Below are 25,660 nucleotides of genomic sequence, written 5' to 3' on the forward strand. Positions count from 1 at the left end.
TGGTCGAGGAGGGGAGGAGGGTGAAACGGGTGGCGAATCTGAATGAGGAGTTGTGGAAGATTTTGGGGTTGTTAGGGAAGGAATATGAAAAATACTATTTGTGATGGAAGACCTGCGGAATGTGGGTTATAACATCATCGAACCTAAAACAACGATTGCACTCGACTTTTTCGAGGGTCGCCAGAAATAGAACGGTGAACCCTTCCCTACTTTGTCCCACCTACCTCAAGGTAGCCTCATCCGTTTCGGGAAGGACTTACTCACTAGATGCATAGTGTGTATGCGAAGAAGATAAATATTGTGCTATAACCGCGCCGATAATCCAGTGCCTGTAACCTCGGTTGATCAGCAGGTGTAAATCCGCTTTGACCGCTGCAGAACACCTGTTTACATCATTCCCTGCAATCCCATCTCGACGAGCAGCATCGCCGACGCCGCCGAGAGCACGAAGATCGTCACCGCCCAGACTACCACGAACGCCACAATCGCGAGCGGACTCGTCTCCCGGTAGGGGACGAGCCCTTCGTTCATTCCTTTCGCCGTCCGGTAGGCATCGTAGACGCCCCAGACCCAGATCGCCACGCCCGGAACGATCATGAGAAAGAGACCAAAGAGGCTCCCGAGCAGCACCAGGACGCCTCTTACGAACTGCCCGTTGTAGGCCTGGCCGAGACCGTTGAAGAGGAGCGAAAGCCCTGCTGCAATCGCCGGGTTCTTCCTTCCCTCCCGGCGGGAGACCTCCGCCGCTGCCATAGCGTCCCCGAGAGAGACCGGTTCCGCCGCATCGCCGTGCATGATTCTCAGGTACGCCTGGCGGAAGCATCAGCCTTTCCCGGCGAACGCTACCGCTCAAACACCTTCTCGATCCGCACCCGCCGCCCGAGCACCGCCTCGTACCACTCCTGCTGCTTTAAGGCCTGCTTCATGCTCCTGATACGGTGCCGGACCCGCCGCCCCGTCGCCGTGTCGATCAGTACCAGCCTCGACATCCGAAGACCACCGTCGATGCATGGAGTTCGACCGCCGGGGTTACGAATCTTTCCGTTCGCGGCCGCCCTCTCCCGGCCCCGCCGCACGCAGCGGCCGGAAGAATGCCCGGATCTCCCGGGCCATCAGCTCCGGGACCTCCATCGGCGCAAAGTGGCCGCCGCGCTCGAGCACCGTCCACCGGCGGATATCTTTCAAGTTACGCTCCGCAAACTCCCGCGGGGGGATCGGGTCGATATCCTTCGGGGGGAGGGCGAGCCCCACCGGGACGTCGACCTTCTGGTCCGGCGCAAGCGAACCCGATACCCACTCCTCGCGGTAACTGATCGCCCTGACCGAAGGGCCGGCCGTCCAGTAGAGCATGACGTTGGTCAGCAATTCGTCCTTCGAGTAGACCGTCTCCAGGTCTCCGTCGCAGTCGCTCCATGTGCGGAACTTCTCGATGATCCATGCGGCGTAGCCGGCGGGAGAGTCGTTTAACCCGTAGGCGAGAGTCTGCGGCTTCGTGCCCTGGAGCACCGCATACGCACCCTCGGAAAAACCCCACGCCTGCGATCTCGTGAGGTACTCCCGCTCCGTATCGGAGAGGTCCGGAAAGTTCGCCGTCATGATAGGAAAGCCGATGTCGGTGAGGTGGAGACCGATGATCGACCCGGGGTGGCGGACGCCGAGGATCTGCGATATCGGGCTGCCGCCGTCCCCGCCGCCGGCGCCGAACCGCTCATACCCGAGCTCCTCGGTCATCAGCCGATACGATATCTCCGCCATCTTTGCGAGCGGCTGCCCTTTGTCCGATCGTGACATCCCTGGGTCGCCGATGAGCGAAGGGACGATGACGTCAAACGAGTCGGCGGGATCGCCGTCGTGCGATGCCGGATCGGTGAGCATCGGGATCAGTTTGAGGTACCTGCAGATCGAGTCCGGCCAGCCGTGAAAGAGGATGAGCGGCATCGGGTCCGGCCCCCTGCCCCGCTCGTGGATGAACCGGATCTCCATCCCGTCAATATCGGTGGTGTAGTGCCGGAATCGGTTCAACTTCGCTTCGCGAGCCCGCCAGTCGTAGGCGTGCAGCCAGTAGTCGGCGAGTTCCTTCATGTAACCGAGGTTCGTGCCGTAGTCCCAACCCGCACCCTCGACCTCGTCGGGGAAGCGGGTGCGGGCGAGCCGTTCCCGGAGGTCGTCGAGCGTCTCCTCCGGGACACTGATGGTGTGGGGCCGCACCGTCAAATCGACACCCCCAGAACCTCCCGGTACTCCGCCCGCAAGGGGCGGAAGAACCCCCGGATATCCCGAACGAAGAGGTCCGGTTCCTCCATCGCGGTGAAGTGGCCGCCCCGCGGCATCTCGGTCCACCGCTCGACGTTCAGCCTCCGCTCCACCCATTCGCGGGGAGGCGGGATGAAGTCCTTCGGGAAGACGGCCATCCCGACCGGAACCTCGATACGCTCTTTGAGGAAGTCCAGCGGCAGAGCATGCACGTTCTCGTAGTAGAGCCGGACCGACGACCCGATCGTCTCCGTCGTCCAGTAGATCATGATGTTCGTGAGGAGTTCGTCCTTGCTGAAACGCCGCTCGATATCGCCGCCGCAGTCGCTCCAGGAGCGGAACTTCTCGACGATCCAGGCGGCGAGACCGGCGGGCGAGTCGTTTAACCCGTAGGCGAGGGTCTGCGGTTTTGTCGACTGCATCATGTTGTAGCCGCCTTCCTGCGTCCACAACTGCTGGATCGCATCGAAATACCGCCTCTCGTTCTCCGAGAGGTCGGGGATATCGACGCCGAGAGGAATGAAGCCCATATCGGTGAGGTGGAGGCCGATGATCGATCCAGGATGCCCGAGCGCCAGGAACCGGGAGACCCCGCTCCCGATGTCCCCGCCGCCGGCGGCAAACCGCTTGTAGCCGAGGACGTCGGTCATCAGCCGCCCCCAGATCTCGGCAATCCGCGCCGACGTCATACCGCGCTCGTGCGGGCGGTCGGAGAAACCGTAGCCGGGCATCGAGGGGACGACGACGTCGAACGCGTCGGCAGGGTCACCGCCATGCGCCGCCGGGTCGGTGAGCATCGGGATGATCTTAGCGTAGCGATAGAAGGAGTCCGGCCAGCCGTGCGTGAGGATGATCGGGAGCGGGTCGGGGCCTTTGCCCCGCTCGTGGATGAAGTGGATGCCCATACCGTCGATATCGGCACGGTAATGGGCAAACCGGTTCAACTCCGCTTCGCGGGCCCGCCAGTCGAACCGGTTCAACCAGTAATCGACCAGTTCCATCATATAGTCCAGATTCGTCCCGGAGTCCCAGCCCGTGCCCTCGACCTCGTCGGGGAAGCGGGTATGGGAGAGCCGATCCCGGAGGTCGTCCAGGACCGGTTGGGAAGTCTCGACCCGGAACGGCTGCACTGACGTATCAACCACCATGCGGGGACTGCTGGAGAGAGATGAGATAATTCTTTCGCGCTGCCGGACCTGCCTCCCCGATCCTCAGCCGGCCCCGTGACCCGCTAATATATATGCAGCGACCCCCTCATCTCGCCCGGACCGTGGCTGAAGGTTGAAGAACCGGGACTGGATCGTATGCTGGAAAACCGGCCTTTAGGGGAGGAGAACCCCGCCGGAGAGAGCCGGCCGGGGCGGAAAGCGGCTCTGCGGGACCTCGTCTACCTCCTCCTCCCGGACGGCCTGATGATCTTCCTCGGTCTGATGATGGCGCCCATCGTCATCCTGCCCCTCCTCTTCCCATCCCTCCCCGAACCCCTCATCGAGTTCCTGAATACCGCCGACACCGTGATCATCGCCATATTCGTCCTCGAATACGTCCTCAAACTGGGGCTCGCCGAGGACCCGGTGAGCCACTTCCTGGACCGCTGGCACCTCCTCGACCTCGTCATCATCACGCTCCCAGTATTAGAGGTGGTGCCGGTCGCCGGTTCGACCCTTGCCCGGTCCTCACCGGCGCTCCGGCTCCTCCGGGTGGTCCGGGTGGCGGCGGCCGGCGGGCGGTCCGTGGAACGGCGGATCGAGCCGGAGGTCACCGTTGCCGGACCAGCACCGCCAGCGTTCTCGACGATGCGGATCCGGGGGGTGGTGGGAGAACCCGGGAGCGTGATCGATGGCCTCACTCCAGAGGAGGGAAAGCGGTATCTCCAGGACCCCTCGGTCGGGGCCTGGCTTGACATCTCCGGTGTATCCCGGCTGGACTTCCCGGTCCTCTCCGACCTCCTCGGGATCCCCGCCGTCTTCCTCGAGAGTAAACTCATGCGCCCCTCGCGCCCGGGAATAACGGTTGCCGGCACAACCCGGCTCATCTTCGTGCAGGAGCCAGAACGGACGGACCGGGTTCGTAAAGGGGCGCGGACCCAGGTCGTGACGACCACAGGGCTGATCATCCTGCACCGGGAGACGAAGATCGTCACCGTCTCAATGGCAGAAGACCACTTCTTCGAGCAGACCCGGGCGGGTCTCGACGAGAGCGCCCTCCCCGGGGTGCCCCTGGACGCCCGGGTCCTCTACGGATCTCTTGACCGTATCAACGAGAACTACGCGCGGATCCTCGCGGAGCTGGAGGCCGAACTGATGCGGCTTGAGGAGACGCCCAACAACGAGATGCCGAAGAACTTCCTCGATACCGTCTTCCAGTTCAAGCGGGTGAGCAGCGTTCTGGCCTCAAACCTCTTTCACGAGAGGGAGGTGACGACGATCCTCGCAAGAAGCATCTCGGCTACAGAATCGTGGACAGGGGAGAAGAGTATCTTCGATGCCCTCGCAAGCGAGACGGACTACCTGCACGAGACCGCCGGGAACATCCGCGAAGGGCTTCTCTCCCTGATCGACGTCCACATCAACACCGTCTCCTACGAGATGAACCGGGCGATGCGGGTGATCGCCGTCCTCTCGGCCCTCGTGCTGATCCCGACGCTTGTCGGGCAGATGCTCGGGATGAACACCCTCGACATCCCCTTCAGCCTCTACCTCTGGCAGGTGACCGTCTGGACCCTGATTGCGATGCTCGGGGTCGGCTGGGTCTTTTACAAGATCGGGTGGCTGAGATGAGGGGGGTCTTCAACCTCTTTGTAAAACAGGTATTTCCATGCACGGGGCCGGCCGCCGGACGCCTCTCCCGGGATCCGGGAGACGGTGGTCTTCCGGAGCAAAGAAAGGCTTATCCCCTGACAGGCCTCCTCCACCTTCGGTGAGTTCGATGCCCACATCAGTGTATTGCGGATACTGTGGTCGAGAGTTCTTGATGGAAGAGCAAGGTACAGGTGCACCCTTCTGCAGCCCTGAGTGCCTGACGGCGGCAACGAAGCAGGGTGCCGGCCAGGGAGAGCACCGGCCGGAGAGATTCCTGGTCTCGGGCCGATCCCCCTGGTGCCGGTAACCCGGCCGGACAGGCCCTGCCTCGCCGTGAGGTTGTGTGCGTAGCGGTGCAGAACAGCATTCTTGAAGAGCGGGAGCCGTAGCATGTTCTGACGGGCTGATATACCCACACTCTCTTCGTGAGAGGTGACGGGAGCTCAAGGAGCCACGGATATAACAAAGATCGGGGCAAAAGTGAAAACGCCGCCAACAGGACTCGAACCTGTGACATGCTGGTTAACAGCCAGCCACTCTACCAACTGAGTTATGGCGGCACCATAACAAGTGCTCTATAATGTCTTGTCTGAACCGTATTAAACATTACGGGAGTTCTCCCGCTTGATGGTCTCAAGGAGATCGATCAGGTCGTCGACCTCGCCCTCCAGACCGTCAAGGAGGTCGGCCGCGAGCGGTGTGGCCACTGCGCCGGCCGGCGAAGCGCGGATATACCCCTCCTGCTCGAGGATCCGCAGCGAGTAGCGGACCCGGTGGTAGGGGAGGTCCAGGACCTCGGAGAGCTTCATGATGCCGATGGGCTGGTGCTCCACGACCGCCCGGATCACCTCAAGGTGCCGTGAGGCGAGTTCGATCTCGGATTTGAGTTTTGTCAGCATATCCGCCATCTACTCCGGGTTCATGCGCGTTACGGCTGCTCGTGCAGCCAGGCCTTCGTCAGAGTATATCGCTTCCGGAACGAGACGGAGAAGACCACCCCGACAGCGAGGAGGAGGAGCCCGATAACAAGCCCGGGGGTTCCTTCTGGCGCGAACCGGAAGAGGACGAAGACAGCCATGGCAAAACTGAGGACTATGACGTTTAGCATGATCGCCAGCATGACGAACTTGGCTTTGAAGACCTGTTTGGTTGCCTCATCCATTATTCATACTTGAACGCGGGGGTAAAAGTACTTGTGGTTTCAACGGAAGAGGTGGTAGAATGAATGGACTGGATTTGGCTCTCCAGGAGGCAGGAGCAGCAGCATACGCGGCCTACGGCTCATCTCAAGACGCCAACGTGCGCTACCTGACCCGGTTCCGCACCACCGACCCCGTGGTCTATGTCCAGAAGTCCGGCGAGCGCGGTATGATCGTCGTCCCGCAGATGGAGCACGAGCGGGCGGTCCGGGAATCGACCGCAGCGGTCGTCACCCGGGCCGATGCCGGCTACCTCGAGTACATCAAGGCCGGGGAGCCGCGCTGGCGGGCGACCGCCCACATGATCGCGGACCTCGCCCGCGGCCCCATCCTTGTCCCCGCAACCTTCCCCCTCGCCCTCGCCCGGGAACTCGAGTCGTTCCACCCGGTCATCCTCGACACCCGGGGAGCCGTCGAAGGGATGCGGGCAGTCAAGACTCCCGAAGAGATTGAGCGGATCCGCTCGGTCCAGCGGGTCGCCGAGACGGCGATGGAGCGAGGGATCGCGCTCATCCGGAGCGCCGTCCCGAAAGATGGCGTCCTGTACCGGGACGGTCTGCCCCTCACCTCCGAAGCCGTCCGTGCCGGGATGCACGCCGTCCTCCTCGCCCACGGGTGCCGAGGGGTCGATACCATCGTCTCCTGCGGCCCCGACACCGCCCTCCCGCACAACGAAGGGTTCGGTCCGCTCCTTGAGAACGAGCCGATCGTCATCGACATCTTCCCGCAGGAAGAGCAGACCGGCTACCACGCCGACATGACCCGGACGGTCGTGAAGGGCGAACCGTCACCGGAGATCCGGGAGATGTTCGAGGCCGTCCGGGACGCAAAAGCCCTCTCCTCATCGATGGTCCGGGCCGGGGCCGTCGGCGCTGACCTTTATCGCGCGACGGTCGAGTTCTTCCGCGACCGCGGCTACGAGAGCGACACGCGTGGGTTCATCCACAGCCTCGGACACGGCGTCGGGCTCGAAGTGCACGAGGACCCGTCGCTCGGACCCCAGGGCGGAGCGCTCGTCGCCGGGAACGTCGTCACCATCGAGCCGGGGCTCTACTACCCCGGGACCGGGGGCGTCCGCCTGGAGGATATGGGCGCGGTGACAGAGACCGGGTTTGACCGGTTCACCCAATACGGAGAGGAGCTCACGTTATGATCATGGATGATGTTGTCTATGACGCCTACCGCGAAGCAGGGGCGCTGGCACAGAAGATACTCCACCGGGCCGCAGGGATGGTGAAGGAGGAGGCAAGCCTCCTTGAGATGGTTGAGGCGACGGAAGCGATGGTGACCGAGGAAGGGGCGTTCCTTGCCTTCCCCCTGAATGTCTCCTTCAACGAGGCCGCGGCCCACGACACCGCCATGCCCGGCGACGAGCGGATGTTCGCCCGGGGCGATCTGGTCAAGGTCGACCTCGGCGTGCATATCGACGGCTACATCGCCGATACCGCACTGACCGTCAACCTGGGCGACCACGGTCCGCTCGTTGAGGCGTCCCGGGCAGCCCTCGAGGCGGCGATCGCCGCCGTCCGACCGGGGGTCACCACCGGGGAACTCGGGACAGCCATCCAGGCAGCGATCGAGGAGCACGGCTACAGGCCGGTCGCAAACCTCACCGGGCACGGCCTCGACCGCTACGACCTCCACGGAAAGCCCACCATCCCGAACGTCGCGATGAGCGGGGGAGCCGTGCTTGAGGAGGGAATGGTCTTTGCAATCGAGCCCTTCGCCACCACGGGGTCGGGGAAGGTCGGCGAGGCGACGCGCGTGGAGATCTACAAGCAGATCGCCGCCCGACCCGCCCGCCTCCCGTCGGCAAAACGGGTCCTCGAGACCGCACGGCCGCGCCGGGGCCTCCCATTCTCCCGCCGCTGGGTCCCGGGCGACAAGGTCGAGATCGGCCTTGCCACCCTTGTGCGGACAGGGATCCTCCATCCCTTCCCGATGCTGCACGACGTGCCGGGGTCCTTCGTCTCCCAGGCGGAGCATACCCTGATCGTTACGGAGGACGGGTGCGAGGTCACCACCCGGTGAGTTACGCTTATTGATGTCGCACGCCAACATGTCAGCTCATAGATATGACCATTGAAACGGGTACGCGTGACGTCCTCGACATCATGGAGGTCCTGCTCACCGCGGAGATATTCAACCGGAACGAGGGCCTCGGCATCAACGACCTTCATCCGCGCTGCCGGGAGTTCTTTGGCGCCGGAAGCGGCGGCAGCACCGAAGTGAAGCGTCCTCTGATCGTGAGCGAGGGAGCGATCCGGAAGACCTTCGGCAGCCCGGATGCCGTCTGCCAGGCCGTCCGCAAAAACCCGTTCGTCGGCTACGACGAGTTCGGTCAGCGCCTGAGCCTGCCTTCGCTCGACGCAGCCGCAGGATGGTTCATCAAGAAGGGCGGAACGGAGAGAGTCGGGAGGAATCCCGTCCTTGCATACTTCCTCGAGGGAAAGGACGGCGTCGACGTCAACTACCAGAACGTCCTGGCAAAGAACCCCCGGTTCGAGGACACCAGAGAATACATGGAGGCGAAGATCTCCCGGCTCATCGGGGAGAGCGAGGAGATGCGGGAGGCCCGCGACCTCATCATCATCAGCGCGCCGGACGAGGTCGAGTTTACGCTCGATAAACTGGTCTGCACGCCACGCCAGGAGGAGATCATCCGTAAGATCGGCGTCGCCCTCGAGCACCGGGAGTTTTTGAAGGAGCACAGCATCTACGAGTTCGGCAGGCTCCTCTTCGTCGGCCCGCCCGGCACCGGGAAGACGTCGCTTGCACTCGCGATGTCGCGGACGCTCCACATGCCGGTCCTCGAGGTCCGTCTCGCGATGGTCACCTCCCAGTACCTGGGAGAGACCTCAAAGAACATCGACCGGATCTTTGACCTCGCAAAGAAACTCGCCCCCTGCATCCTCTTCATCGACGAGTTCGACTTCGTCGCGAAGACCCGGGTCAGCGACGACCACGGTGCGATGAAGCGTGCGGTGAACATGCTCTTAAAGAACATCGACCAGATCAGTTTCGTCAAGAACGGCGTCCTCCTCATCGGCGCGACGAACCACCCTCGGATCCTCGACGAGGCTGCCTGGCGCCGGTTCGACGAGGTCGTCGAGTTCCCGCTCCCCGACCAGGCGATGCGGCAGGCGATCCTCCAAAAGATCGCCGCCACGATCGAGTGCGACTGCGACTTCGCGGACCTCGCCGCCCGGACGGAGGGGTTCTCGGGCTCCGATCTCCGGATGATGATGAAGGAGGCGGTGATGTCGGCGCTGATGGAGGACCGGCGGCGCCTCGATGCGGTGGACATTGAGCAGGGTCTCCTCAGGGTCGAGGAGCGCAACGTCATCCGCGGCACCGGGTACTGAGCGCATGCAGATAACACTGCTCGGGACCGGTGACGCCATCGGGACACCAAAGATCGGGTGCGACTGCGAGAACTGCCGGGCGATGACGGCCGCGGGGCGATCAAGGCTCCGGACGTCCCTCCTCATCGAGACGGGGGGTAAGCACATCCTTATAGAGTCGTCGCCGGACCTCCGGCAGCAGCTCCTCCGGGCCTGCTCGCCGCACATCGACGCGGTCCTCTGGTCGCACGGCCACTACGACCACTTCATCGGGTTCGGAGAGTTCTACCGGGTGCAGAAGGTCCCCCCGGCCTACGCGGCGCCGCCGGTGATGGACTACTGCTCCGGCTACCTCCACTTCCTCCCGTTTGAGAAGCACCCGGTCCCCGTCTACGAGCCGTTCGACCTCTTCGGGATCACCTTCACGTTCTTTCCGGTGAACCACCCCCCGGTCTACACCTGCGGCCTCCTGATGGAATACGAGGATACCACGGTTGCCTACACCGCAGACACCCGGGAGGACATCCCGCAGAAGAGCCGGGACCTCCTCTCCGAGGCCGATATCGACCTCCTCTTTGTGGACGCCATCGCTCCCGAGGGCTACTCGATCACCAAGCACATGAACTACGCCGAAGCGGTCCGGTTCGCCCGCGATATCGGGGCGAGAGACTACCGGTGCGTCCACATGAGCCACATGGTCCCGCCGGATATGCCGCACGCCGGGTACGACATGGAGACGTTCTGCTGGGAGTGAACTACAACAATCTATATACTCCTCCCGGGACCAAACATAGGTGCGTATGGCCATGAAACTCAAACTTCTGGAGCTGACCGACGACAGTGCCCGGATCCTCTTTGAAGGCGAAGGCAACACTTACGTCGACGCGCTCGCCGCCGAACTCATCAACGATCCCCAGGTGGATGTGGCGCAGCGTAAGCAGGCATTCCGGTTCACCGACCCGGAACTGATCGTCACCACGACCGGCGGCCGGCCACCTCTTCTTGCAATCACGGACGCCGCAAAACGGCTCTCCGGCTACGCTGGCGAACTCCTCCAGCAGATGGAAAGCCTCGAGACCGCATAGACCGGCCATGAGAAAGAGTGCGGAAGGCTTCGCCCGGATTGCCCGGGAAGTCTTTGCCCCCATCTACCCCGTCATCGCCGAGCAGGCGCTCGCGTGGTCGGGGATACGGAACGGCTTCGCGCTCGATATCGGGAGCGGCCCCGGCCTCCTCTCACTCGCGCTGGCGGAAAAGAGCAATCTTACCGTCATCGCGCTCGACACCGACCCGGCGGCGGGCCAGATTGCGCGGGAGACCGCCGCAGGCTCGCCGGGCAAGGTGGTCCCGGTCACCGGCGACGTCCACGGTATGCCCATCCGGGACAACACCGTTGCGCTCGCCGTCAGCCGCGGCTCGATCTACTTCTGGCATGACCGGCCGCAGGCGTTCCGCGAGATCGAGCGGGTCCTCCGACCCGGCGGGTTCGCGTTCGTCGGCGGCAGTTTCGGGACTCCCGAGATCCGAAAAACCATTTTTGATGAGATGCGCCGGCGAAACCCCGACTGGGACCGGGATATAGCCCGGCGAAGCGGGCAGGCGACTCCAGAGACACTCCGCCGGGAGCTTGAGGAGAGCGGCGTCGCCCACTCTCGTATCCGTGAAGAAGAGGAGGGGATGTGGGTGGAGATCCGAAAAGATCCCTTTAATCCACACGCTCGGTGAAGATGATCGTCCCGGCGATCCGGGTGATCTTCACCTTCACCGTCTGGCCCGGTTTTGCGTTCGCGACATACATCGTGTAGCGGTCGATCTTCACGACACCGTCGCCGCGCTTCGAGAGGAACTGCGGGGTGACGTCCATGATGGCGCCCTCGGTCGGTTTCGAGGCTGCAGAGGGGTCTGCGGTTGCCTTCCGCTTCCGGACCGGCCGGTGACCGCCGCAGGCGTCGCACCGGAGCGTCAGGACCCGCTCGGTCTTAACGAGCCGGGTATCGGGCTTTCCGCACTCGGAACAGATGACGTAGTCGTCGATGTAGCCTTTGATGATCGTGTTGATCTGCTCCTGCTCGAACTTCCCGGAGAAGACGGCCCGCGTCCCCTCGATCTTGCCGGCGGTCCCGAGCTCACCAAGAAGGTGCTTCATCAGGTGGTCCGGGTCGCGCCGGAGGGTATCGGCGATCTCGGCGAAGTTCTCAAGGACCGTGGTCTTCCCCTCGATGAAGGCGCGGGCGACCGGAACCGTGAACCGGTCCTCGAACTCCGTCGGTTCCGTGATATTGGTATAAGCCTTCTTCAGAAGGTCTTCATATGACGGGCTCATACCCCAGTATTGGTTGCGCGACGTCAAAAAGTGAGTACCTCATCCCCGGGCCCGGGCATGCTTATGTAGGTGGGCAACCCACCAGCCTGACAGTATGCTGCCGGCACAGGACCTTGGATTGCTGCGAACAACCCTCGGGCGGGACCTAACCGACGTCGAGATCGCCTGCTTTGAAAACCTCTGGAGCGAACACTGCAGTTACCGGTCCACCAGACCGCTTCTCCGGACGCTGCCGACCGAGGGGAGCGAGGTGCTGCTCGGGCCGGGGGACGACGCTGCGATTGTCCGGTTCAGCGAGACCTGTGCCCTCGCCATCGGGATGGAGAGCCACAACCACCCGAGTTACGTGGACCCCTACGACGGCGCCGCCACCGGGGTCGGCGGGATCGTCCGCGACATCCTCTCGATGGGCGCCCGTCCTATCGCCCTGATGGACCCGCTCTACTTCGGGCCCCTCGATAGCGAGAAGAACCGTTACCTTCTCGAACACGTCGTCGCCGGGATCGGGGATTACGGCAACTGCATCGGGGTGCCGGTCGTCCGGGGCGAACTCGTCTTCGACCCCTCGTACTCAGGAAACCCGCTCGTGAACGTCGTCTGCGTCGGGGTCGTGGACTCCGACCGCTACATCACCGCCAGGGTCAAACGGCCGGGAAGCCATCTTGTCCTGGTCGGCTCCTCGACCGGCCGGGACGGGCTTGGCGGAGCATCGTTTGCATCCCGTGACCTCTCCGAGAACGCGGAGGCCGTCGACCGCCCGAGCGTCCAGGTCGGGGACCCCTACACGGAAAAACTCCTCATCGACGCCATCCTTGCTATGGCCGGGACCGGGAAGGTCCTCTCCTGCCGGGACCTCGGGGCGGCGGGTCTTGCCGGGGCGTCAAGCGAGATGGCGAGCACGTTCGGCGCCGTCATCCACGCCGATCGGGTCCACCTCCGGGAGACGGGGATGGTGCCGCGGGAGATCATGCTCGCCGAGTCCCAGGAGCGGATGCTCATCGAGGTGGCCCCCGAAGACGTCGCCCTGATGGGGGCGATCGCGGAGAAGTACGATCTTGCCTGGAGCGACATCGGCGAGGTGATCGAGGAGCCCCGCTACATCGTGAAGTTCCACGGCGAGACCGTCGCGGACCTCCCGATCTATCTCCTTGTCGGGGGGGCGCCGCTCTGCAGGTGGGAGACGAGACCGTATGCAGCCGAGAAATCGTTCGTCCGCCCGGCGACGCCGGTAAAGGACCTCGCGCTCGCGGTCCTCGCACACCCCGACGTGGCCCGCAAGGACTGGGTCTACGAGCAGTACGACAGGGATGTCCAGCTCCGGTCGGTCTCACTCCTTCATGACGCCGCCGTCCTCCGCCTGGAGGAGAAAGCGCTCGTCCTCTCCTGCGGGTGCAACCCCCGGCACATCTACCTAAAGCCCTTCGAGGGAGCGGCAAACGCCGTCATCGAGAACGCCAGCAATCTCGCCTGCCTCGGCGCCGACCCGCTCTGCATCGTCGACTGCCTGAACTTCGCGAGCCCCGAGCACCCGGAGACCTACTGGCAGATCGAGCAGGCCGTCCTCGGCCTCGGGGATGCGGCACGGAGGATGGGGGTCCCGATCGTCGGCGGCAACGTCTCGCTCTACAACGAGAGCGACGAGTTCGGGACAGAGATCAAGCCGACACCCTCGCTCGGGATGATCGGGCGAGGCGAGATCCGGAAATGGACGGCCCCTGCCGAAGGCGAAAAACTCGCCCTGATCGGGAGGACTGAGCCCGACTATGGAGGATCGGTCCTCGACGCGGTCACCGGATGCGGCGGATCCGCACCCGCAATGGCGGACCCGGCGGTCGTCGCCGTCGTCCGCGACCTTGTTCGGGAGGGACGGGTCACCACCGCGACCGACCTCTCCCGGGGCGGCCTCGTTGCCGCGCTGGCAAAGGTCGCCCCGCGTGCGGACGTCACCCTCGCCGGCGACCCCCTCGCGGAACTCTTCTCCGAGACCTGCGGCCGGTTCCTGGTCGCGGTTCCCGATGAGTCGGCCCTCGCCGGGGTGGAGCACCGACTCATCGGCACCGTCGGCGGCGACGCCCTCACCCTCCGGCTGAAGGAGGGGACGGTCGTCATCACGCCGGAGGAGATCGCGACGGCGCTTGGCACGACGAGCCGGACGATGCGTTACTGAACAACCAGTTCTTTCTCCGACCGGCGGACGAGATCCACCAGGCTCTCGATCCCCTCCCCCTTCTGGACGTCCCGCACCGTGAACGCGACCGCACCGCGGACGTCGGCGCCCCGGCCCGCAAGCATCGCCGTCATCGTCTCAAGCGTCTTCCCCGGCATCCCGCCCGATGTGCAGAAGACGACCGCGGCCTTCCCCTCGATGCCCGCGAGGGCGTTGATCACCGCGTTGACGGCCGGCGTCGGGCTCCGGGCCCATACGGGGGTTCCGACGACGACGGTCTCGTAGCCGGAGACGACGATGGTGGCAGGCTCGATTACAGCCGCTTCTCCACGCATGGCTCGCGGAGCCCCTTTAAGGTACATGCCCACCTTCGAGTAGCCCGCAAGGTCTCTTACCGCGAGGAGGTCGCCGCCGACCATGGCAGCGAGCCGTTCGGCCACGGCCCGGGTGTTGCCGGTCTCGGAGTGATAGATGATACAGACAGCCATACCGGAGGGTACGGCAGATTGATATAAACGGGTGTCGGGTGAAAAAAAGGAGTATTACTTCCTGAACTGCGGCATGAATCCGCGGATCTCTCTTCCTACCTGCTCGATCAGGTGCTCCTCGTCCGCTCTTGTCAGCGCGGTGAAGACCGGGCGGTTCACGGCGTTCTCAAGCATCCACTCCTTCGCGAACTCGCCGTTCTGGATCTCCTCAAGGACCTCCTGCATCGCAGCATACGTCTCCGGCCCGATGACGCGGGGACCGCGCGTCAGGTCGCCGTACTGGGCGGTGTTGCTGATCGAGTCACGCATCTTCGTAAACCCGCCTTCGTAGATCAGGTCGACGATGAGTTTCATCTCGTGCAGGACCTCAAGGTATGCCATCTCGGGCGCATACCCCGCATCCACCAGGGTCTCGAACCCCGCCTTGATGAGCGAGGTCACCCCGCCGCAGAGGACCGCCTGCTCACCAAAAAGGTCGGTCTCGGTCTCCTCGGCAAACGTCGTCTCAAGCACCACCGCGCGGGTCGCGCCGATTCCGCGGGCATAGGCGAGCGCGATGGCGCGTGCCTCCCCCGTGGCGTCCTGGTGGATGGCGATGAGGGCCGGCACTCCCTTCCCTTCCTCGTAGGTCCGCCGGACCATGTGCCCGGGACCCTTCGGGGCGACCATCACCACGTCGACGGTGGGCGGGGGGACGATCTGGCCGTAGTGGATGTTAAACCCGTGCGAGAACATCAGGCAGGCGTTCTCTTTGAGGTTGGGGCTGATCTCCGTGCGGTATATGGCCCCCTGGTTCTCGTCGGGGAGAAGGATCTGGATGAGATCGGCACGTTTGACGGCTTCCGCCACAGAGAAAACGTCAAAACCATCCTCGGATGCCTTCTGCCAGCTGCTGCCGGGCCGCAGGCCGATGACGACCTGGAACCCGGAATCACGCAGGTTCAGTGCCTGTCCGCGGCCCTGGGAACCATAGCCGATGACGGCGATGGTCTTACCCTCCAGGGTCCGGGGATCGGCGTCGGACTCGTAGTATTTCTGCACCATAGGTTCTCACACCCGATTGGTCAGCAGACCTGATAAATACTATATAATATAACTGCAGTTGCCGGGAGGGTCATTTTAAGGTTGATGAAGAGAAACCTTATTCTCTATACGCTATTGAGGATTTGTAATGGAACTGCCAGATGTCCAGTCCAGCCTGCCGGAGGTCCGTATCAACCTGACCAGGGTGGGTGTGAAAAACGTCCAAAAACTTGTTGAAGTCGCCCGACCCGGCAAGCGGCCGGTCATATTCATCTCCAACTTCGACGTCTTCGTCGACCTGCCGGGGAGCCTCAAAGGGGCAAACCTCTCCCGGAACTTCGAGGTGATCGATGATGTGCTGCAGCAGGCCATCGACGGGGACGTAAAGGAGATCGAGGAACTCTGCAGCGCGGTGGCGCGCAAACTCCTCGACCGGCACGAGTACGCGGAGCGGACCGAGGTTCGGATGCGGAGCCAGTTCATGGTCCGGCGGGAGACACCGGTCAGCGAGACGAGTTGCCATGAGGTCGTGAACGTCCACGCGAGCGCAGTCGCTCAGAGGAACGACGGCGACCCGATCATCCGAAAGAGCATCGGGGCCGAAGTGACCGGGATGACCGCCTGCCCCTGCGCCCAGAACATCATGAAGGACCATGCCCTGCATGTCCTCGAGAACCTCGGCGTGGAAGACGAGAAGATCGAGACGTTCTTCAAGGAGGTGCCGATGGCCACGCACAACCAGCGTGGACGGGGTTTCCTCTGCATCGAGATCGATGATGACCAGCATATCAGTCTTGAGAAGATCATCAAGATCTTGAAGGATTCCATGAGTGCGCGCATTTACGAACTTCTCAAGCGGGGTGACGAGAGTTACGTGGTGATGGAAGCCCACAAGAACCCCCGGTTCGTAGAAGACTGTGTTCGCGAGATGGCCCGCAAGGTGATCGCGCAGTTCCGGGATCTCCCCGGAGATACCGTAGTCACCATAAAGCAGACCAACGAAGAGAGCATCCACCAGCACAACGCCTATGCGGAACGGAAGGCGACAATAGCGGAACTCGTTGCGGAGATGGACGAGGGAGCGCTATAGACCCAATAATATTTTTAAATCCATTATAATCATTAGATGAATTTTAATAATAGCTATTACGTTAAGCAGTTGTCATGCAATTCAAGGACGTACTGAAACGAAAGTTATAAACTCTGTTTTCTTCATATTTCCTGTTGACGTACACGCGTACGTTTCCAGTACAAAATTGTGTGGTAACACCGGTATAGTGTTCTGAACACCAAAATATCGGAATGAGGCGATATATTTGTCGAAAGTTGTAGAGATTTCCCCAACAACGAGACATGAAGGCCACTCAAAGCTCGTTCTGAAGGTCAACGATGAAGGCATCGTCGAGCGTGGAGACTGGCTCAGCATCACCCCGGTGAGGGGTGTCGAGAAACTCGCCATCGGAAAGACGATGGAGCAGGTTCCAAAGATCGCATCGCGTGTCTGCGGTATCTGTCCCATCGCCCACACCCTGGCGGGTATCGAAGCGATGGAAGCATCCATCGGGTGCGAGATCCCCGAGGACGCGAAACTCCTGCGTTACATCCTGCAGTGTGCCAACAGGATGCACAGCCACGCGATCCACAACATCCTGTCCCTCCCGGACATGTACATCCCCGGAACCGACGTGAAGATCAACCCCTTCACCAAGGAAGAACCGGTCAGGAGTGTTGCACTCCGGATCCAGCGGATCCGTGAGATCGGCCAGACCATCGGCGAGATCGTCGGCGGAGAGGCAATCCACCCGAGCAACCCCCGCGTCGGCGGTATGTACAAGAACATCACCCCGCGTGCGAAGGCAAAGATCTATGACCTCGCAAAAGAGGCCCGGGTCCTCACTCATGAACAGATGGAGTTCATGATCGCGGTCTTCCGGAACTACCAGAACCGCGACTGGTCTGAAGTCGGCGGCGTCGAAGTCCCGATCCCGAAGGACCTCGGCTACCACAACCAGGGCTACATGGCCACCGCGCCGGTCTACGGCAGCTCCAGCCTCGACGAGACCCCGATGTGGTTCCCCGAGCGGTTCACCGAAGTCCGCCCCTGGGACTGGTACATGGGTGAGGTCGAGATCGATGAAGCCGACCCGAACTACCCGGTAGGCGGCACCACCCCCGTCGGGAACAAGGCATGGCCCCAGATGGAAGCCTGCACCGGCGTCCCGCTCTACGACGGCCAGCCTGTCGAGGTCGGACCGCGTGCACGCCAGGCCATCTTCAAGAACTACGACGAGAAGGGCACCATCGGCCTGCAGATCGCCCGCCAGATGGAGTTCCCCGAGACCGCCTACGGCATCATCGACGCCCTCGACGCGCTCGACACCTCCGGCTCGGTCCTCGCGGACGAGATCCCGCAGGGTGACGGCTCCCTTGGATGGGCCGCAAACGAAGCGCCCCGTGGAACCGACGTCCACCTTGCCAAGGTCAAAGACGGCCGCGTACAGTACTTCGGGATGCTCGTCCCGACCACCTGGAACTTCCCCACCTGCAGCCGTGCACTGACCGGTGCGCCCTGGAGGCTCGCGGAAGTCGTCATGCGTGGATACGACCCCTGCGTCTCCTGTGCGACGCACATGATTGTGATCGACGAAGACAAGAGACTGGTGGCCCAGAAACTCATTCAGTGAGCGTACACGCATGCTATTCCGTGAGATCGTGATCGCAGGATGCGGCAACCCCCTCTTCGGAGATGACGGGTTCGGCCCTGCAGTCGTCGAGGAACTCCAGAAACTACAACTGCCCGACAACGTCAAGGTGATCGACGCCGGCCTTGGCGCCCCTCACTTCCTCTTTACGCTGATGGAAGATGCAGAGGTGCCGGTGAGGAAACTGATCATCATCGATATCGCCGATTTCGGCGCCAACCCCGGTGATGTGACGAAACTCCGGCCCGAGGACCTGCCGCCGGGCTCCTACCGGGACGCCCATTCGTGGGATCTTTCCGAACCACTGCAGCGATTAAAAGACGTCATTGATATCACGATCATCGGGTGCCAGCCCAAGCGTGTCGCGAGCCATGAGTTTGAACTAGGGCTCACTGAGGAGGTTGAGGGTGCCATTCCCAAAACAGTACGTATCGTACTGGAGGAAATTGGGGTAGAATATGGGGCTGCTATCAACCATCAAGGAACGCATCTTTGGGCGTCGCCGGGAGAAACCACCGGAGGATCCGGAGGTAAAACCGGAGAGCAAACCTGAGGTGATACCAGCGGCGAGCCAGCCGCAGAATAAGCCGGAGGTGAAACCCGAGGCAAAGCCTGCTGCGACAGAGCCGCAGACGAAGCCCAAGGCAAAGCCCGAGGTAAAGACTGCGAGAAGTAAACCGCACAGAAGACCTGAGGGAAAGCCGGAGGTGAAACCGGAGGCAAAGCCTGCTGCAACGAAAGCGCAGGAGAAGCCCGCGGTGAAGCCCTCTGATGTGATTGTAAAAGAAAAGGTGGAAGTTGTACAAAAGGAGGAAAAGCCTGTGGCAGAAAAGATTTCGATAGGTGAATTACACCTGAGCGGATGTACGGGATGCCTCGTGACGATTGCAGATAACTACGAGGGTCTCTTCAAGCTGCTCGATGATTACGCCGACCTGGTCTATGCGCTGACCCTGGTCGACACCCGCCACGTCCCGGAGATGGACGTGTGCCTGGTCGAGGGTTCGTGCTGTCTGAACGACAAACTCTCGGTAGAGGAACTGAAAGAAGCAAGGGAGAAGTCGAAGGTGCTGGTCGCCTACGGCGCCTGCGCGGCCTACGGGAACATCACCCGGTTCTGCCGTGGCGGTCAGTGGAACCAGCCCGGCCACGAGGCATTCGTGCCGATCAGCGAGGTCGTCGACGTTGACCTCTACATCCCATCGTGTCCCCCGTGCCCCCAGGAAGTCAGGAACGTCGCCGTCATGGCCTACCTGCTGCTGAAGGGCAACGAGGAGCAGAAGGCCCTCGCGACCGCCTACCTGACGCCGCTGATGCAGCTGGCAAAGCGCGGCAACGAGGCCTGCGGCTGCGATCTGATGTATGATGTCATCAACCAGGGTCTCTGCATGGGATGCGGGACCTGTGCCGGCACCTGCCCGGTCCGTGCCATCACCATGGAGTACGGCAAGCCGAACGTCAACCGCGACCAGTGCATCAAGTGCGGCGCCTGCTACTCGCAGTGCCCCAGGAGCTGGTTCAACTTCGACGTCATGAACAACTACGAGGGCATCATGGATGCCATCAAGGGAGCCATGCAGTGAGGTGAGAAAGATGGACGTACTCGGTAACTACAAGTCCGTAATCTCGGCACGCTCGACCGACAAGGACATCACAAAGAAGTCCCAGGACGGCGGTATCATCACGACGCTCTTCGCGTACGCGCTTGAAGAGGGTATCATCGACGGTGCCATCGTCGCAGGCCCGAGCAACGAGCCCTGGAGACCGGAACCCATGGTCGCGACCACGAAGGCTGAACTTCTGGCCGCTGCCGGAACGCGCTACACCATCAGCCCGAACCTCTACCTGATCAAGGAAGCGACCCGCAGTTACGGTCTTGACCGCGTCGGTATCGTCGGTGTGCCCTGCCAGATCCAGGCTGTCCGCAAGGCCCAGCTCTACCCGATCGGCATGCGCGACGTCGATGACAAGATCGCTCTTGCGCTCGGCATCTACTGTATGGAGAACCTCTCCTACCAGGCACTCGAGGCGATCGTCGAGGATCACTGCAACCAGAAGATGGAGTCCGTCAAGAAGATGGACATCGGCAAGGGCAAGTTCACGGTCTACACCGAACGCGGTGCAGTCAGCCAGATGCCCCTGAAGCTGATCCACAAGTACGTGCAGCCCGGCTGCAACGTCTGTCTGGACTACGTCGCGAACCTCGCCGATATCTCGAGCGGTTCCGTAGGGAGCCCCGACGGCTGGAGCACGGTCTTTGTCCGGAGCATGAAGGGCAACGCCGTCTGGGACGGCGCCATGGCGGCCGGCCTCTTCGAGACGAAGCCGATTGACCAGGTCAAGCCCGGTCTCGACCTCGTCAAGAAGCTCGCCACCGAGAAGATCACGAAGAACCAGAAGACTGTGGATGCTCGTAAGACGATCGGTCTCAAGGCGGACGGAACCCCCAAGGGTCTCCGGAACCCCTACGAGTCCCCCTGAAACTCTCTTTTTTCGGTCGGGTCGGTCTCCCCTCAATCGAATATCTCCGTTGACTGAGTTTTACCGGGTTTACGTGAAATCAGTCGCCCAACCCCGGTCAAGCGGCCCGGGTCGTCGCTGATTAGAAGTGAAAAAGGGAAAGCGAGACACGGCTTTCCACCGGGTATCGCCATGATTGCCCCCGCCCCATGGTGTGGGGTGCGATGGGCCGCAGGGCCGGAGCATGAGCACCGCTAGGTGCAGAGGAGGAGGCCGGAGGCCGGGCGAGGTGGGGGTCACAGGTATAGCCTTCCGGGGTAGAGACAGGGGAGGGGGGATGCTCCCTCAAAGGCCTTCGGCCTTCTCGTGCTCCGCTCCTTCGGAGCATCGCACCTCGCACCTGTCGGTGCTCAAGCTCGTTACGCTCGCACTCCCCGTCAGCCCCTCCCCCAATGGCGATAGCCACCACGGTCCACCGCATGGTGATATGCCCGAGGAAAAAGGCAGGTCCCAGGGACAAAACGGACCCTCACGTAGAGGCAGGGTATACAGACCCGGACGTCCGGACCATTCTTCTCCAAGAAAAATCGAGGGTGGGGGCCGCCCCGCCGTAGTTTCCGGTTAGACCGGCGGGAGATGGCTGCGGCTCTTTGCCGTCATAGGGTATTGTTAAAGTGCTTGCCGGGTGCCTTGTTCGTATTCAGTCCCTGAACAGTACCTGGTAGGTTGCTGATTGTGCTCCAAAAAAGTCCTTGCAGAACTCGGCTGCCTTCGAAGGCTCGTATTCTTTGCAGCTGAAGATGTCAAGGTAAGCTGCGTTGGTCTCATTCGCGAAGTGGCCGGAGACCAGCGATGTCTCGATGAGCTGGGTCATGGAGAATCCTGCGACCCTCTCATTCGGGCCGAAGTGGATGATCTGTGGTTCACCGAATCTCTTCATGTCGATGAGGTTGCACAGTTCGATGACGAACTGGTGAATCTTCTCTGCGTCCCTGATCGATGCCGGGTCGCATCCCTTCAAATCCACGCTCGTGTACAGCCCCCAGCAGTCACGCTGCTTGAACTGTGCAACGATCTCTGCGTCGCTTACTGCCTCTGCCATAACGCCGCTTGCGGCAGCGTTGTTTGTCATAACTTTACTTGCCATGATCTCACCTTCGAGCGGATCTTCTGATCGATTGATCTCTGTAGTTATTGATAGTACAGATTTTAAACTTATCCATCATACTAATGGAAAATAGCCGTTATTTCCCCGTTACATCGGAGCAATCCCAGCGTATCTGAAATTCTACGCCGTATTTTTGACAGATTTTGAAATTGGTGACATTAATTGGTTTATTTGTGGTTTAGTGTGAAAAACCCAGACCATTAATAACACAAGATGTGATTCCACCCCCGCACCCAATTTTTCCCCGCAGGCCCTGTTCCGGGGGTTCGCGGAGAATTGGGGCCTCAGGAAATAGTTCTTTTTCCAGTAAGGTTCCCAGGCCACTTTTCCAGGGATAAAAACCATTAAACCAGAGTTTGAAAATTTTACTCCCCCACCGGCCAGAACGCCGACCGAAAGCCAATCGGGCGATGACTACGGGCCCCCCCTGCCGGGTCAAGAAACAGGGTATCTTTGCCGCTCCGCCGCGCACCCCGGGTTCCCCTCACGCACCCCGCCGGGGAGCTCCGGGCAGACCTGCGGCACGTCTCCAGTCCTCGCCGGACAGCAGGGGGGCGCTGGTGCGGGCGCCGGGCATGGACAGGGCTATCGCCGCCGGCCGTAATCGGGCAGACGAGCTCAACCGTCTCACCCACCACGCGCCTCCGCCGCAATCTCTTCAAGCGTCCGCCCGGATATAACCGACCGGGGCTCTGTCGCGACCGGGTCCCGGCCAGGCTCCGCCCCGGGATCGTCCTTCTTCACAAGCAGCCAGGCTTCGCCCTTCCCGGTCCGGAAACGGGTGAGGGCATACCCGCCCCGGACCCTCTCCCCCTCGAGCCAGACCGAGACGTGACCCTGCCGGAGGGCCTCGGCGACCCCGACCTCCCGCCCGCTCTTCTGCGTGAGGTTTTGGTAGGTTCCCCGGTCCCAGACGAGGACCGTCCCCGCCCCGTAGCTCCCCGCCGGGATGACGCCCTCAAACCCGGCGTAGCCAAGAGGATGGTCTTCGGTCGGGACGGCGAGGCGTTTCTCCTTCGGGCTGGTTGACGGCCCCTTCGGGACCGCCCAGGACTTCAGGACGCCGTCGACCTCCAGACGGAAGTCGTAGTGGAGCGTGGTCGCGTCATGCTTCTGGATGACGAAGATAGGGTCCGCAGCCGCCGCCTCGCGTCCTCCCGGCGGCTCCGGCGTCCGGGCAAAGTCCCTCTTTGCCCGGTACTCGTCGAGCGTATCCGATCCGGCCATACAAAGACACCCGCGCTGCCCCAGGATAAGGGTTTTCCGGCCTTAGGGGCTTCGTCCGGATGCGGGGACGATCCGGACGTTCATCTTCTCCGAGCCGATGATCAGGATCCCCTCCCCCGGCTGGAAGTTGAGGAGGTCTTTCTCGCTCACCTCGAAGAACTTGGCGTTCTCCTGGGCCTGCTTCTTGTTCTCGGCCCGCATGCAGAACTTCACCGCGATGTTTGCCAGGATCTCCTCGTTGAAGTGGGCGATGAGCTGGGACGCGAGGATGAGCGAGACACCGAACTTCCGCATCTCGGTCGCGTATTTGTTCAGCACCGCCTTGATTGAGGTCTTTGAGCCGCTCTTCTGGCTCACCAGGAGTTTCGCCTCGTCGACGATCACAAAGAGCCGGAACTTTGCCCGCTCGTCCGCCGTTCCACGCGGAATCTCGCCCATCGCCTGGAGGGTGTAGTAGATCCGCCGCAGAAACAGGTCCGCAAAGAGGTAGCGCAGGTTCTCCGGGAGGGCATTTAAGTTGATATGGGTGATCCCGCCGGCGAGGATCGTGGGGATTGAGATCTTCTCTTCGCCCGAGAAGAGTTTGTAGTCGAAGATGTCCTCAAGGTAGGCCGGGATCGCCTCGTCCTCGCAGTTCATGATCTCGCCTTCGATGTCGTCGAAGTCGAGCACCCGTTTCCAGGTCTCGGTGTTTCCCGTGATCCCGGACATCCGGTAGCAGTCCTTGATGATGTTCTTGATCTTTCGGCGCTGCTGGATCCCGAGCGTCGGGAAGTTGATCGATATGGCGTCGACGAAGTCCGAGGTCGCCCGGAGCGGGGTGATCTCGTCTATGGCAGGATCGAGTTCCAGCGGGTTGAAGTAATACTGCCCGCCCTCGCGGATCTTGTAGGTCCGGATATCCCCTGAGCTCGCGGCCATATCCCCGTGGAAGTCGATCAGGACGACCGGCATCGCCTGTGCCGCAAGATCCCCTGCGATGCACCGGATCGTCTCGGTCTTGCCGGCCCCCGAGCCGCCGAGGATGATCATGTGGCCGTTGTTGAGCCTTCCGGGCGACCAGTTGACCTGCCGCCCGTCCGGGGCATGGCCGAGGAAGATGTCAAACCCGTTCGGACGGGGAGGCTCCGGAGCAGGGGCGGGTGCCGCGGCCCGGCGGGGTGCGGGAGGCAGGACAGGGGGGAGCGGCTCAATCCTCTCCTCCTCTTCCTCCTCGTCGGCGAAGAATGCGCCGTCCCAAGCATCCTCTTCCTCCTCAGCCTCTTCCTCCTCGACCGGCGGCGCGGGGGGTGGGACGGGGGTCTCCCCGGGAACGGGGAGGATCTCCTCAGGAGCGGGGAAAACCTCTTCCTCATAGAAAAGAGGCTCCGCCGCCGGTTCCGGGGCAGGCCGGTCGACGACGATCTTCTCGGCAACCTCGGCCATCAGCGCCCGCCCGAGGTCGCGGAGGCGCGCATCGTAGAGGTCCCGGTCCTTGATGATGAACCGGGAGAGATCGACCCCGTCGTCCTGGGGCACCTGCTCAAGGATGTAGATCGCGTCGGTGAGTTCCGAGAGCACCCGTGAGAGTTCCCGGCGGTGGGCCGGCGATGCCCGGATACGGTCGGCGTCCTCGCCGCAGGCGAGGTAGCGCAGAACCGTGAACGTCGAGTAGAACGACTCAAGGAGCATATCGTAGTGTTCTCTCGCCCCGGGGTCGATCGCTTCAAGCATCCCCTTGAGGATGTACGCAAACTCCGGGGGGAAGGTATAGACGACGCCTTCGGACGAAAATCCGTCGAGGTCGTAGGCATAGGCGAGGACCGCGCACCCGGCGGCTTTGAGCCGGGCGGCAAACCTTTCGCACTCGAGAAAGAGGCCGGGGCTGTTGTTGAGGAGAAACCCGATGAACGTCTCCTCGGTGCGGGGGAGCGTGGACGGGAAGGTCTTGTTGACATACGAGCCCTTCACGGTCCCTGCAAGGAGGGCCGGGACGACCTCGTGGATCTCGCGGGCGAGGGCCTGGATATCCAGCGCCCGGATCCGGGCCTCCACGAGCGGGCGGGCAATCGCAGCTCCTGCGGCCGTCGTCCTGATCACCGTCGTGCCGTGCCAGGACGTGGACTCGATGAGGTCGACCTGCGCAAGGGCGAAGAGCGGGCCCGATGTATAGGCGTAACAACTCTGTTCGACCACGCCCTCCCCCTCTCCCCGGGACGACGAGCTGTTCAGGGCGATGTAGATGTAGAGGAGCGTCTCAACGATGTCGCGGACCTCATGTGACCGGAAGTCCCGCAGGTACTCGATGACAGCGGGAGGGAACGACTCCACCAGGGTCGGGATCTCGGCATCTCGATACCCCATCGCTTTGAGTGCTTCAGTAAGGTCTGTTGACACGGTTTCACCAGCGGATGCATTCTCGTGGTGCCGGGAGCTCCCGGGCAGGGGACGGCATGGTACCGCTTCAGTGAAGCGGGCGATAGGAATAGGTTTGCTCTACAAACTATTAAAAATAGGTTATTTGCA

At 62.1% G+C, this 25,660-nt stretch carries 25 protein-coding genes and 1 tRNA gene; 13 read left to right on the forward strand and 13 right to left on the reverse strand.

Annotation, left to right across the window (positions count from 1 at the left end; translation table 11 throughout):
• Positions 1-387: 387 nt before the first annotated feature.
• The 4 genes from QZ650_RS06220 to QZ650_RS06235 are packed head-to-tail and all read right to left on the reverse strand — an operon-like array spanning position 388 to position 3,401.
• Positions 388-795, reverse strand: a complete 408-nt coding sequence (locus QZ650_RS06220; RefSeq protein ID WP_292518625.1) for a hypothetical protein — start codon at positions 793-795, stop codon at positions 388-390.
• Positions 796-842: 47 nt separating this feature from the next.
• Positions 843-989 carry a hypothetical protein gene (locus QZ650_RS06225; RefSeq protein WP_292518623.1) on the reverse strand — a complete coding sequence of 49 codons (147 nt, stop codon included), beginning with the start codon at positions 987-989 and terminating at the stop codon, positions 843-845.
• 40 nt (positions 990-1,029) lie between these two features.
• Positions 1,030-2,208, reverse strand: a complete 1,179-nt coding sequence (locus QZ650_RS06230) for an epoxide hydrolase family protein (RefSeq protein ID WP_292518640.1) — start codon at positions 2,206-2,208, stop codon at positions 1,030-1,032.
• Between the two features lie 2 nt (positions 2,209-2,210).
• A complete protein-coding gene (locus QZ650_RS06235) occupies positions 2,211-3,401 on the reverse strand; it encodes an epoxide hydrolase family protein (RefSeq protein WP_292518621.1) in 1,191 nt (396 codons plus the stop codon).
• A gap of 156 nt (positions 3,402-3,557) precedes the next feature.
• Between QZ650_RS06235 and QZ650_RS06240 the strand changes: the two genes are divergently transcribed.
• The gene (locus QZ650_RS06240) at positions 3,558-5,033 is read left to right on the forward strand and encodes a CorA family divalent cation transporter (RefSeq protein ID WP_292518619.1); all 1,476 of its coding nucleotides are present in this window, start codon (positions 3,558-3,560) and stop codon (positions 5,031-5,033) included.
• 508 nt (positions 5,034-5,541) lie between these two features.
• Here the strand turns inward: QZ650_RS06240 and QZ650_RS06245 are convergent.
• The 3 genes from QZ650_RS06245 to QZ650_RS06255 form a co-directional block, all read right to left on the reverse strand.
• Positions 5,542-5,614, reverse strand: a tRNA-Asn gene (locus QZ650_RS06245).
• Positions 5,615-5,653: 39 nt separating this feature from the next.
• Positions 5,654-5,953, reverse strand: coding sequence for a hypothetical protein (locus tag QZ650_RS06250; protein ID WP_292518638.1), 300 nt, complete (start codon positions 5,951-5,953; stop codon positions 5,654-5,656).
• A 29-nt stretch (positions 5,954-5,982) separates the two neighbouring features.
• Entirely contained in the window at positions 5,983-6,216 is a 234-nt protein-coding gene (locus tag QZ650_RS06255; protein WP_292518617.1) for a hypothetical protein, read from the reverse strand.
• Between the two features lie 59 nt (positions 6,217-6,275).
• Between QZ650_RS06255 and QZ650_RS06260 the strand changes: the two genes are divergently transcribed.
• From QZ650_RS06260 to QZ650_RS06285, 6 genes are read left to right on the forward strand one after another with little or no spacing between them, the layout of a single operon-like run.
• Positions 6,276-7,406 carry a Xaa-Pro peptidase family protein gene (locus QZ650_RS06260; protein WP_292518615.1) on the forward strand — a complete coding sequence of 377 codons (1,131 nt, stop codon included), beginning with the start codon at positions 6,276-6,278 and terminating at the stop codon, positions 7,404-7,406.
• Entirely contained in the window at positions 7,403-8,284 is an 882-nt protein-coding gene (gene map / locus QZ650_RS06265) for a type II methionyl aminopeptidase (RefSeq protein ID WP_292518613.1), read from the forward strand. Before QZ650_RS06260 ends, map begins: the two co-directional genes overlap by 4 nt.
• A gap of 44 nt (positions 8,285-8,328) precedes the next feature.
• Entirely contained in the window at positions 8,329-9,618 is a 1,290-nt protein-coding gene (locus tag QZ650_RS06270; RefSeq protein ID WP_292518611.1) for an ATP-binding protein, read from the forward strand.
• A 4-nt stretch (positions 9,619-9,622) separates the two neighbouring features.
• Positions 9,623-10,351: an MBL fold metallo-hydrolase gene (locus QZ650_RS06275; protein ID WP_292518609.1), complete on the forward strand. Its 729-nt coding sequence runs from the start codon at positions 9,623-9,625 to the stop codon at positions 10,349-10,351.
• Positions 10,352-10,403: 52 nt separating this feature from the next.
• Entirely contained in the window at positions 10,404-10,682 is a 279-nt protein-coding gene (locus QZ650_RS06280) for a DNA-directed RNA polymerase subunit L (RefSeq protein ID WP_292522477.1), read from the forward strand.
• A gap of 7 nt (positions 10,683-10,689) precedes the next feature.
• Positions 10,690-11,322 carry a class I SAM-dependent methyltransferase gene (locus QZ650_RS06285; RefSeq protein ID WP_292518605.1) on the forward strand — a complete coding sequence of 211 codons (633 nt, stop codon included), beginning with the start codon at positions 10,690-10,692 and terminating at the stop codon, positions 11,320-11,322.
• Here QZ650_RS06285 and QZ650_RS06290 read toward each other — a convergent pair.
• Positions 11,303-11,920, reverse strand: coding sequence for a translation initiation factor IF-2 subunit beta (locus tag QZ650_RS06290; RefSeq protein WP_292518603.1), 618 nt, complete (start codon positions 11,918-11,920; stop codon positions 11,303-11,305). The two genes, QZ650_RS06285 and QZ650_RS06290, sit on opposite strands and share 20 nt — an antisense overlap.
• 94 nt (positions 11,921-12,014) lie before the next feature.
• Here QZ650_RS06290 and purL point away from each other — a divergent pair, with 94 nt between their 5' ends.
• Positions 12,015-14,087, forward strand: a complete 2,073-nt coding sequence (gene purL / locus QZ650_RS06295; protein ID WP_292518601.1) for a phosphoribosylformylglycinamidine synthase subunit PurL — start codon at positions 12,015-12,017, stop codon at positions 14,085-14,087.
• Here purL and QZ650_RS06300 read toward each other — a convergent pair.
• Together QZ650_RS06300 and ilvC are read right to left on the reverse strand one after the other, a co-directional pair.
• On the reverse strand, positions 14,081-14,575 hold the full coding sequence (locus tag QZ650_RS06300; protein WP_292518599.1) for a flavodoxin: 495 nt from the start codon (positions 14,573-14,575) through the stop codon (positions 14,081-14,083). The two genes, purL and QZ650_RS06300, sit on opposite strands and share 7 nt — an antisense overlap.
• 54 nt (positions 14,576-14,629) lie before the next feature.
• Positions 14,630-15,619 (reverse strand): ketol-acid reductoisomerase, encoded by a 990-nt coding sequence (ilvC, locus tag QZ650_RS06305; RefSeq protein WP_292518597.1) that lies wholly within the window; start codon positions 15,617-15,619, stop codon positions 14,630-14,632.
• 127 nt (positions 15,620-15,746) lie between these two features.
• On the opposite strand from ilvC, the gene mptA reads away from it, so the two are divergent.
• The 5 genes from mptA (at position 15,747) to frhB (ending at position 20,781) form a co-directional block, all read left to right on the forward strand.
• Complete coding sequence (gene mptA, locus QZ650_RS06310) at positions 15,747-16,688, forward strand: GTP cyclohydrolase MptA (protein ID WP_292518595.1); 942 nt, start codon at positions 15,747-15,749, stop codon at positions 16,686-16,688.
• A gap of 226 nt (positions 16,689-16,914) precedes the next feature.
• A complete protein-coding gene (gene frhA / locus QZ650_RS06315; protein WP_292518593.1) occupies positions 16,915-18,282 on the forward strand; it encodes a coenzyme F420 hydrogenase subunit alpha in 1,368 nt (455 codons plus the stop codon).
• A 10-nt stretch (positions 18,283-18,292) separates the two neighbouring features.
• Positions 18,293-18,853, forward strand: coding sequence for a coenzyme F420-reducing hydrogenase, FrhD protein (frhD, locus tag QZ650_RS06320; protein WP_292518592.1), 561 nt, complete (start codon positions 18,293-18,295; stop codon positions 18,851-18,853).
• Positions 18,854-19,121: 268 nt separating this feature from the next.
• Positions 19,122-19,883 (forward strand): coenzyme F420 hydrogenase subunit gamma, encoded by a 762-nt coding sequence (frhG, locus tag QZ650_RS06325; protein WP_292518590.1) that lies wholly within the window; start codon positions 19,122-19,124, stop codon positions 19,881-19,883.
• 10 nt (positions 19,884-19,893) lie between these two features.
• On the forward strand, positions 19,894-20,781 hold the full coding sequence (gene frhB / locus QZ650_RS06330; RefSeq protein WP_292518588.1) for a coenzyme F420 hydrogenase subunit beta: 888 nt from the start codon (positions 19,894-19,896) through the stop codon (positions 20,779-20,781).
• A 679-nt stretch (positions 20,782-21,460) separates the two neighbouring features.
• On the opposite strand, the gene QZ650_RS06335 is transcribed toward frhB, so the two are convergent.
• The 3 genes from QZ650_RS06335 to QZ650_RS06345 all read right to left on the reverse strand — a co-directional run bounded on the left by QZ650_RS06335 (position 21,461) and on the right by QZ650_RS06345 (position 25,531).
• Positions 21,461-21,907 (reverse strand): S-adenosylmethionine decarboxylase, encoded by a 447-nt coding sequence (locus tag QZ650_RS06335; protein ID WP_292518587.1) that lies wholly within the window; start codon positions 21,905-21,907, stop codon positions 21,461-21,463.
• 648 nt (positions 21,908-22,555) lie between these two features.
• On the reverse strand, positions 22,556-23,155 hold the full coding sequence (locus QZ650_RS06340; RefSeq protein WP_292518585.1) for a DNA polymerase ligase N-terminal domain-containing protein: 600 nt from the start codon (positions 23,153-23,155) through the stop codon (positions 22,556-22,558).
• A 42-nt stretch (positions 23,156-23,197) separates the two neighbouring features.
• Complete coding sequence (locus QZ650_RS06345; protein WP_292518583.1) at positions 23,198-25,531, reverse strand: ATP-binding protein; 2,334 nt, start codon at positions 25,529-25,531, stop codon at positions 23,198-23,200.
• Between the last annotated feature and the right edge of the window lie 129 nt (positions 25,532-25,660).

The organism is Methanoculleus sp. (assembly GCF_020696975.1).
Classification (GTDB): Archaea; Halobacteriota; Methanomicrobia; order Methanomicrobiales; family Methanoculleaceae; genus Methanoculleus.

Bases quoted from the DNA above. Each gene is read 5' to 3' on its own strand.
- QZ650_RS06260 (WP_292518615.1), top strand. From the start codon at position 6,276: ATGAATGGACTGGATTTGGCTCTCCAGGAGGCAGGAGCAGCAGCATAC.
- frhD (WP_292518592.1), top strand. From the start codon at position 18,293: ATGCTATTCCGTGAGATCGTGATCGCAGGATGCGGCAACCCCCTCTTC.
- frhB (WP_292518588.1), top strand. From the start codon at position 19,894: ATGGACGTACTCGGTAACTACAAGTCCGTAATCTCGGCACGCTCGACC.
- mptA (WP_292518595.1), top strand. From the start codon at position 15,747: ATGGAACTGCCAGATGTCCAGTCCAGCCTGCCGGAGGTCCGTATCAAC.
- QZ650_RS06225 (WP_292518623.1), bottom strand. From the start codon at position 989: ATGTCGAGGCTGGTACTGATCGACACGGCGACGGGGCGGCGGGTCCGG.
- QZ650_RS06255 (WP_292518617.1), bottom strand. From the start codon at position 6,216: ATGGATGAGGCAACCAAACAGGTCTTCAAAGCCAAGTTCGTCATGCTG.
- QZ650_RS06280 (WP_292522477.1), top strand. From the start codon at position 10,404: ATGAAACTCAAACTTCTGGAGCTGACCGACGACAGTGCCCGGATCCTC.
- QZ650_RS06290 (WP_292518603.1), bottom strand. From the start codon at position 11,920: ATGAGCCCGTCATATGAAGACCTTCTGAAGAAGGCTTATACCAATATC.
- QZ650_RS06270 (WP_292518611.1), top strand. From the start codon at position 8,329: ATGACCATTGAAACGGGTACGCGTGACGTCCTCGACATCATGGAGGTC.
- QZ650_RS06240 (WP_292518619.1), top strand. From the start codon at position 3,558: ATGCTGGAAAACCGGCCTTTAGGGGAGGAGAACCCCGCCGGAGAGAGC.
- QZ650_RS06250 (WP_292518638.1), bottom strand. From the start codon at position 5,953: ATGCTGACAAAACTCAAATCCGAGATCGAACTCGCCTCACGGCACCTT.
- QZ650_RS06285 (WP_292518605.1), top strand. From the start codon at position 10,690: ATGAGAAAGAGTGCGGAAGGCTTCGCCCGGATTGCCCGGGAAGTCTTT.
- QZ650_RS06275 (WP_292518609.1), top strand. From the start codon at position 9,623: ATGCAGATAACACTGCTCGGGACCGGTGACGCCATCGGGACACCAAAG.
- QZ650_RS06220 (WP_292518625.1), bottom strand. From the start codon at position 795: ATGCACGGCGATGCGGCGGAACCGGTCTCTCTCGGGGACGCTATGGCA.
- ilvC (WP_292518597.1), bottom strand. From the start codon at position 15,619: ATGGTGCAGAAATACTACGAGTCCGACGCCGATCCCCGGACCCTGGAG.
- QZ650_RS06300 (WP_292518599.1), bottom strand. From the start codon at position 14,575: ATGGCTGTCTGTATCATCTATCACTCCGAGACCGGCAACACCCGGGCC.
- map (WP_292518613.1), top strand. From the start codon at position 7,403: ATGATCATGGATGATGTTGTCTATGACGCCTACCGCGAAGCAGGGGCG.
- QZ650_RS06335 (WP_292518587.1), bottom strand. From the start codon at position 21,907: ATGGCAAGTAAAGTTATGACAAACAACGCTGCCGCAAGCGGCGTTATG.
- QZ650_RS06235 (WP_292518621.1), bottom strand. From the start codon at position 3,401: ATGGTGGTTGATACGTCAGTGCAGCCGTTCCGGGTCGAGACTTCCCAA.
- purL (WP_292518601.1), top strand. From the start codon at position 12,015: ATGCTGCCGGCACAGGACCTTGGATTGCTGCGAACAACCCTCGGGCGG.
- QZ650_RS06340 (WP_292518585.1), bottom strand. From the start codon at position 23,155: ATGGCCGGATCGGATACGCTCGACGAGTACCGGGCAAAGAGGGACTTT.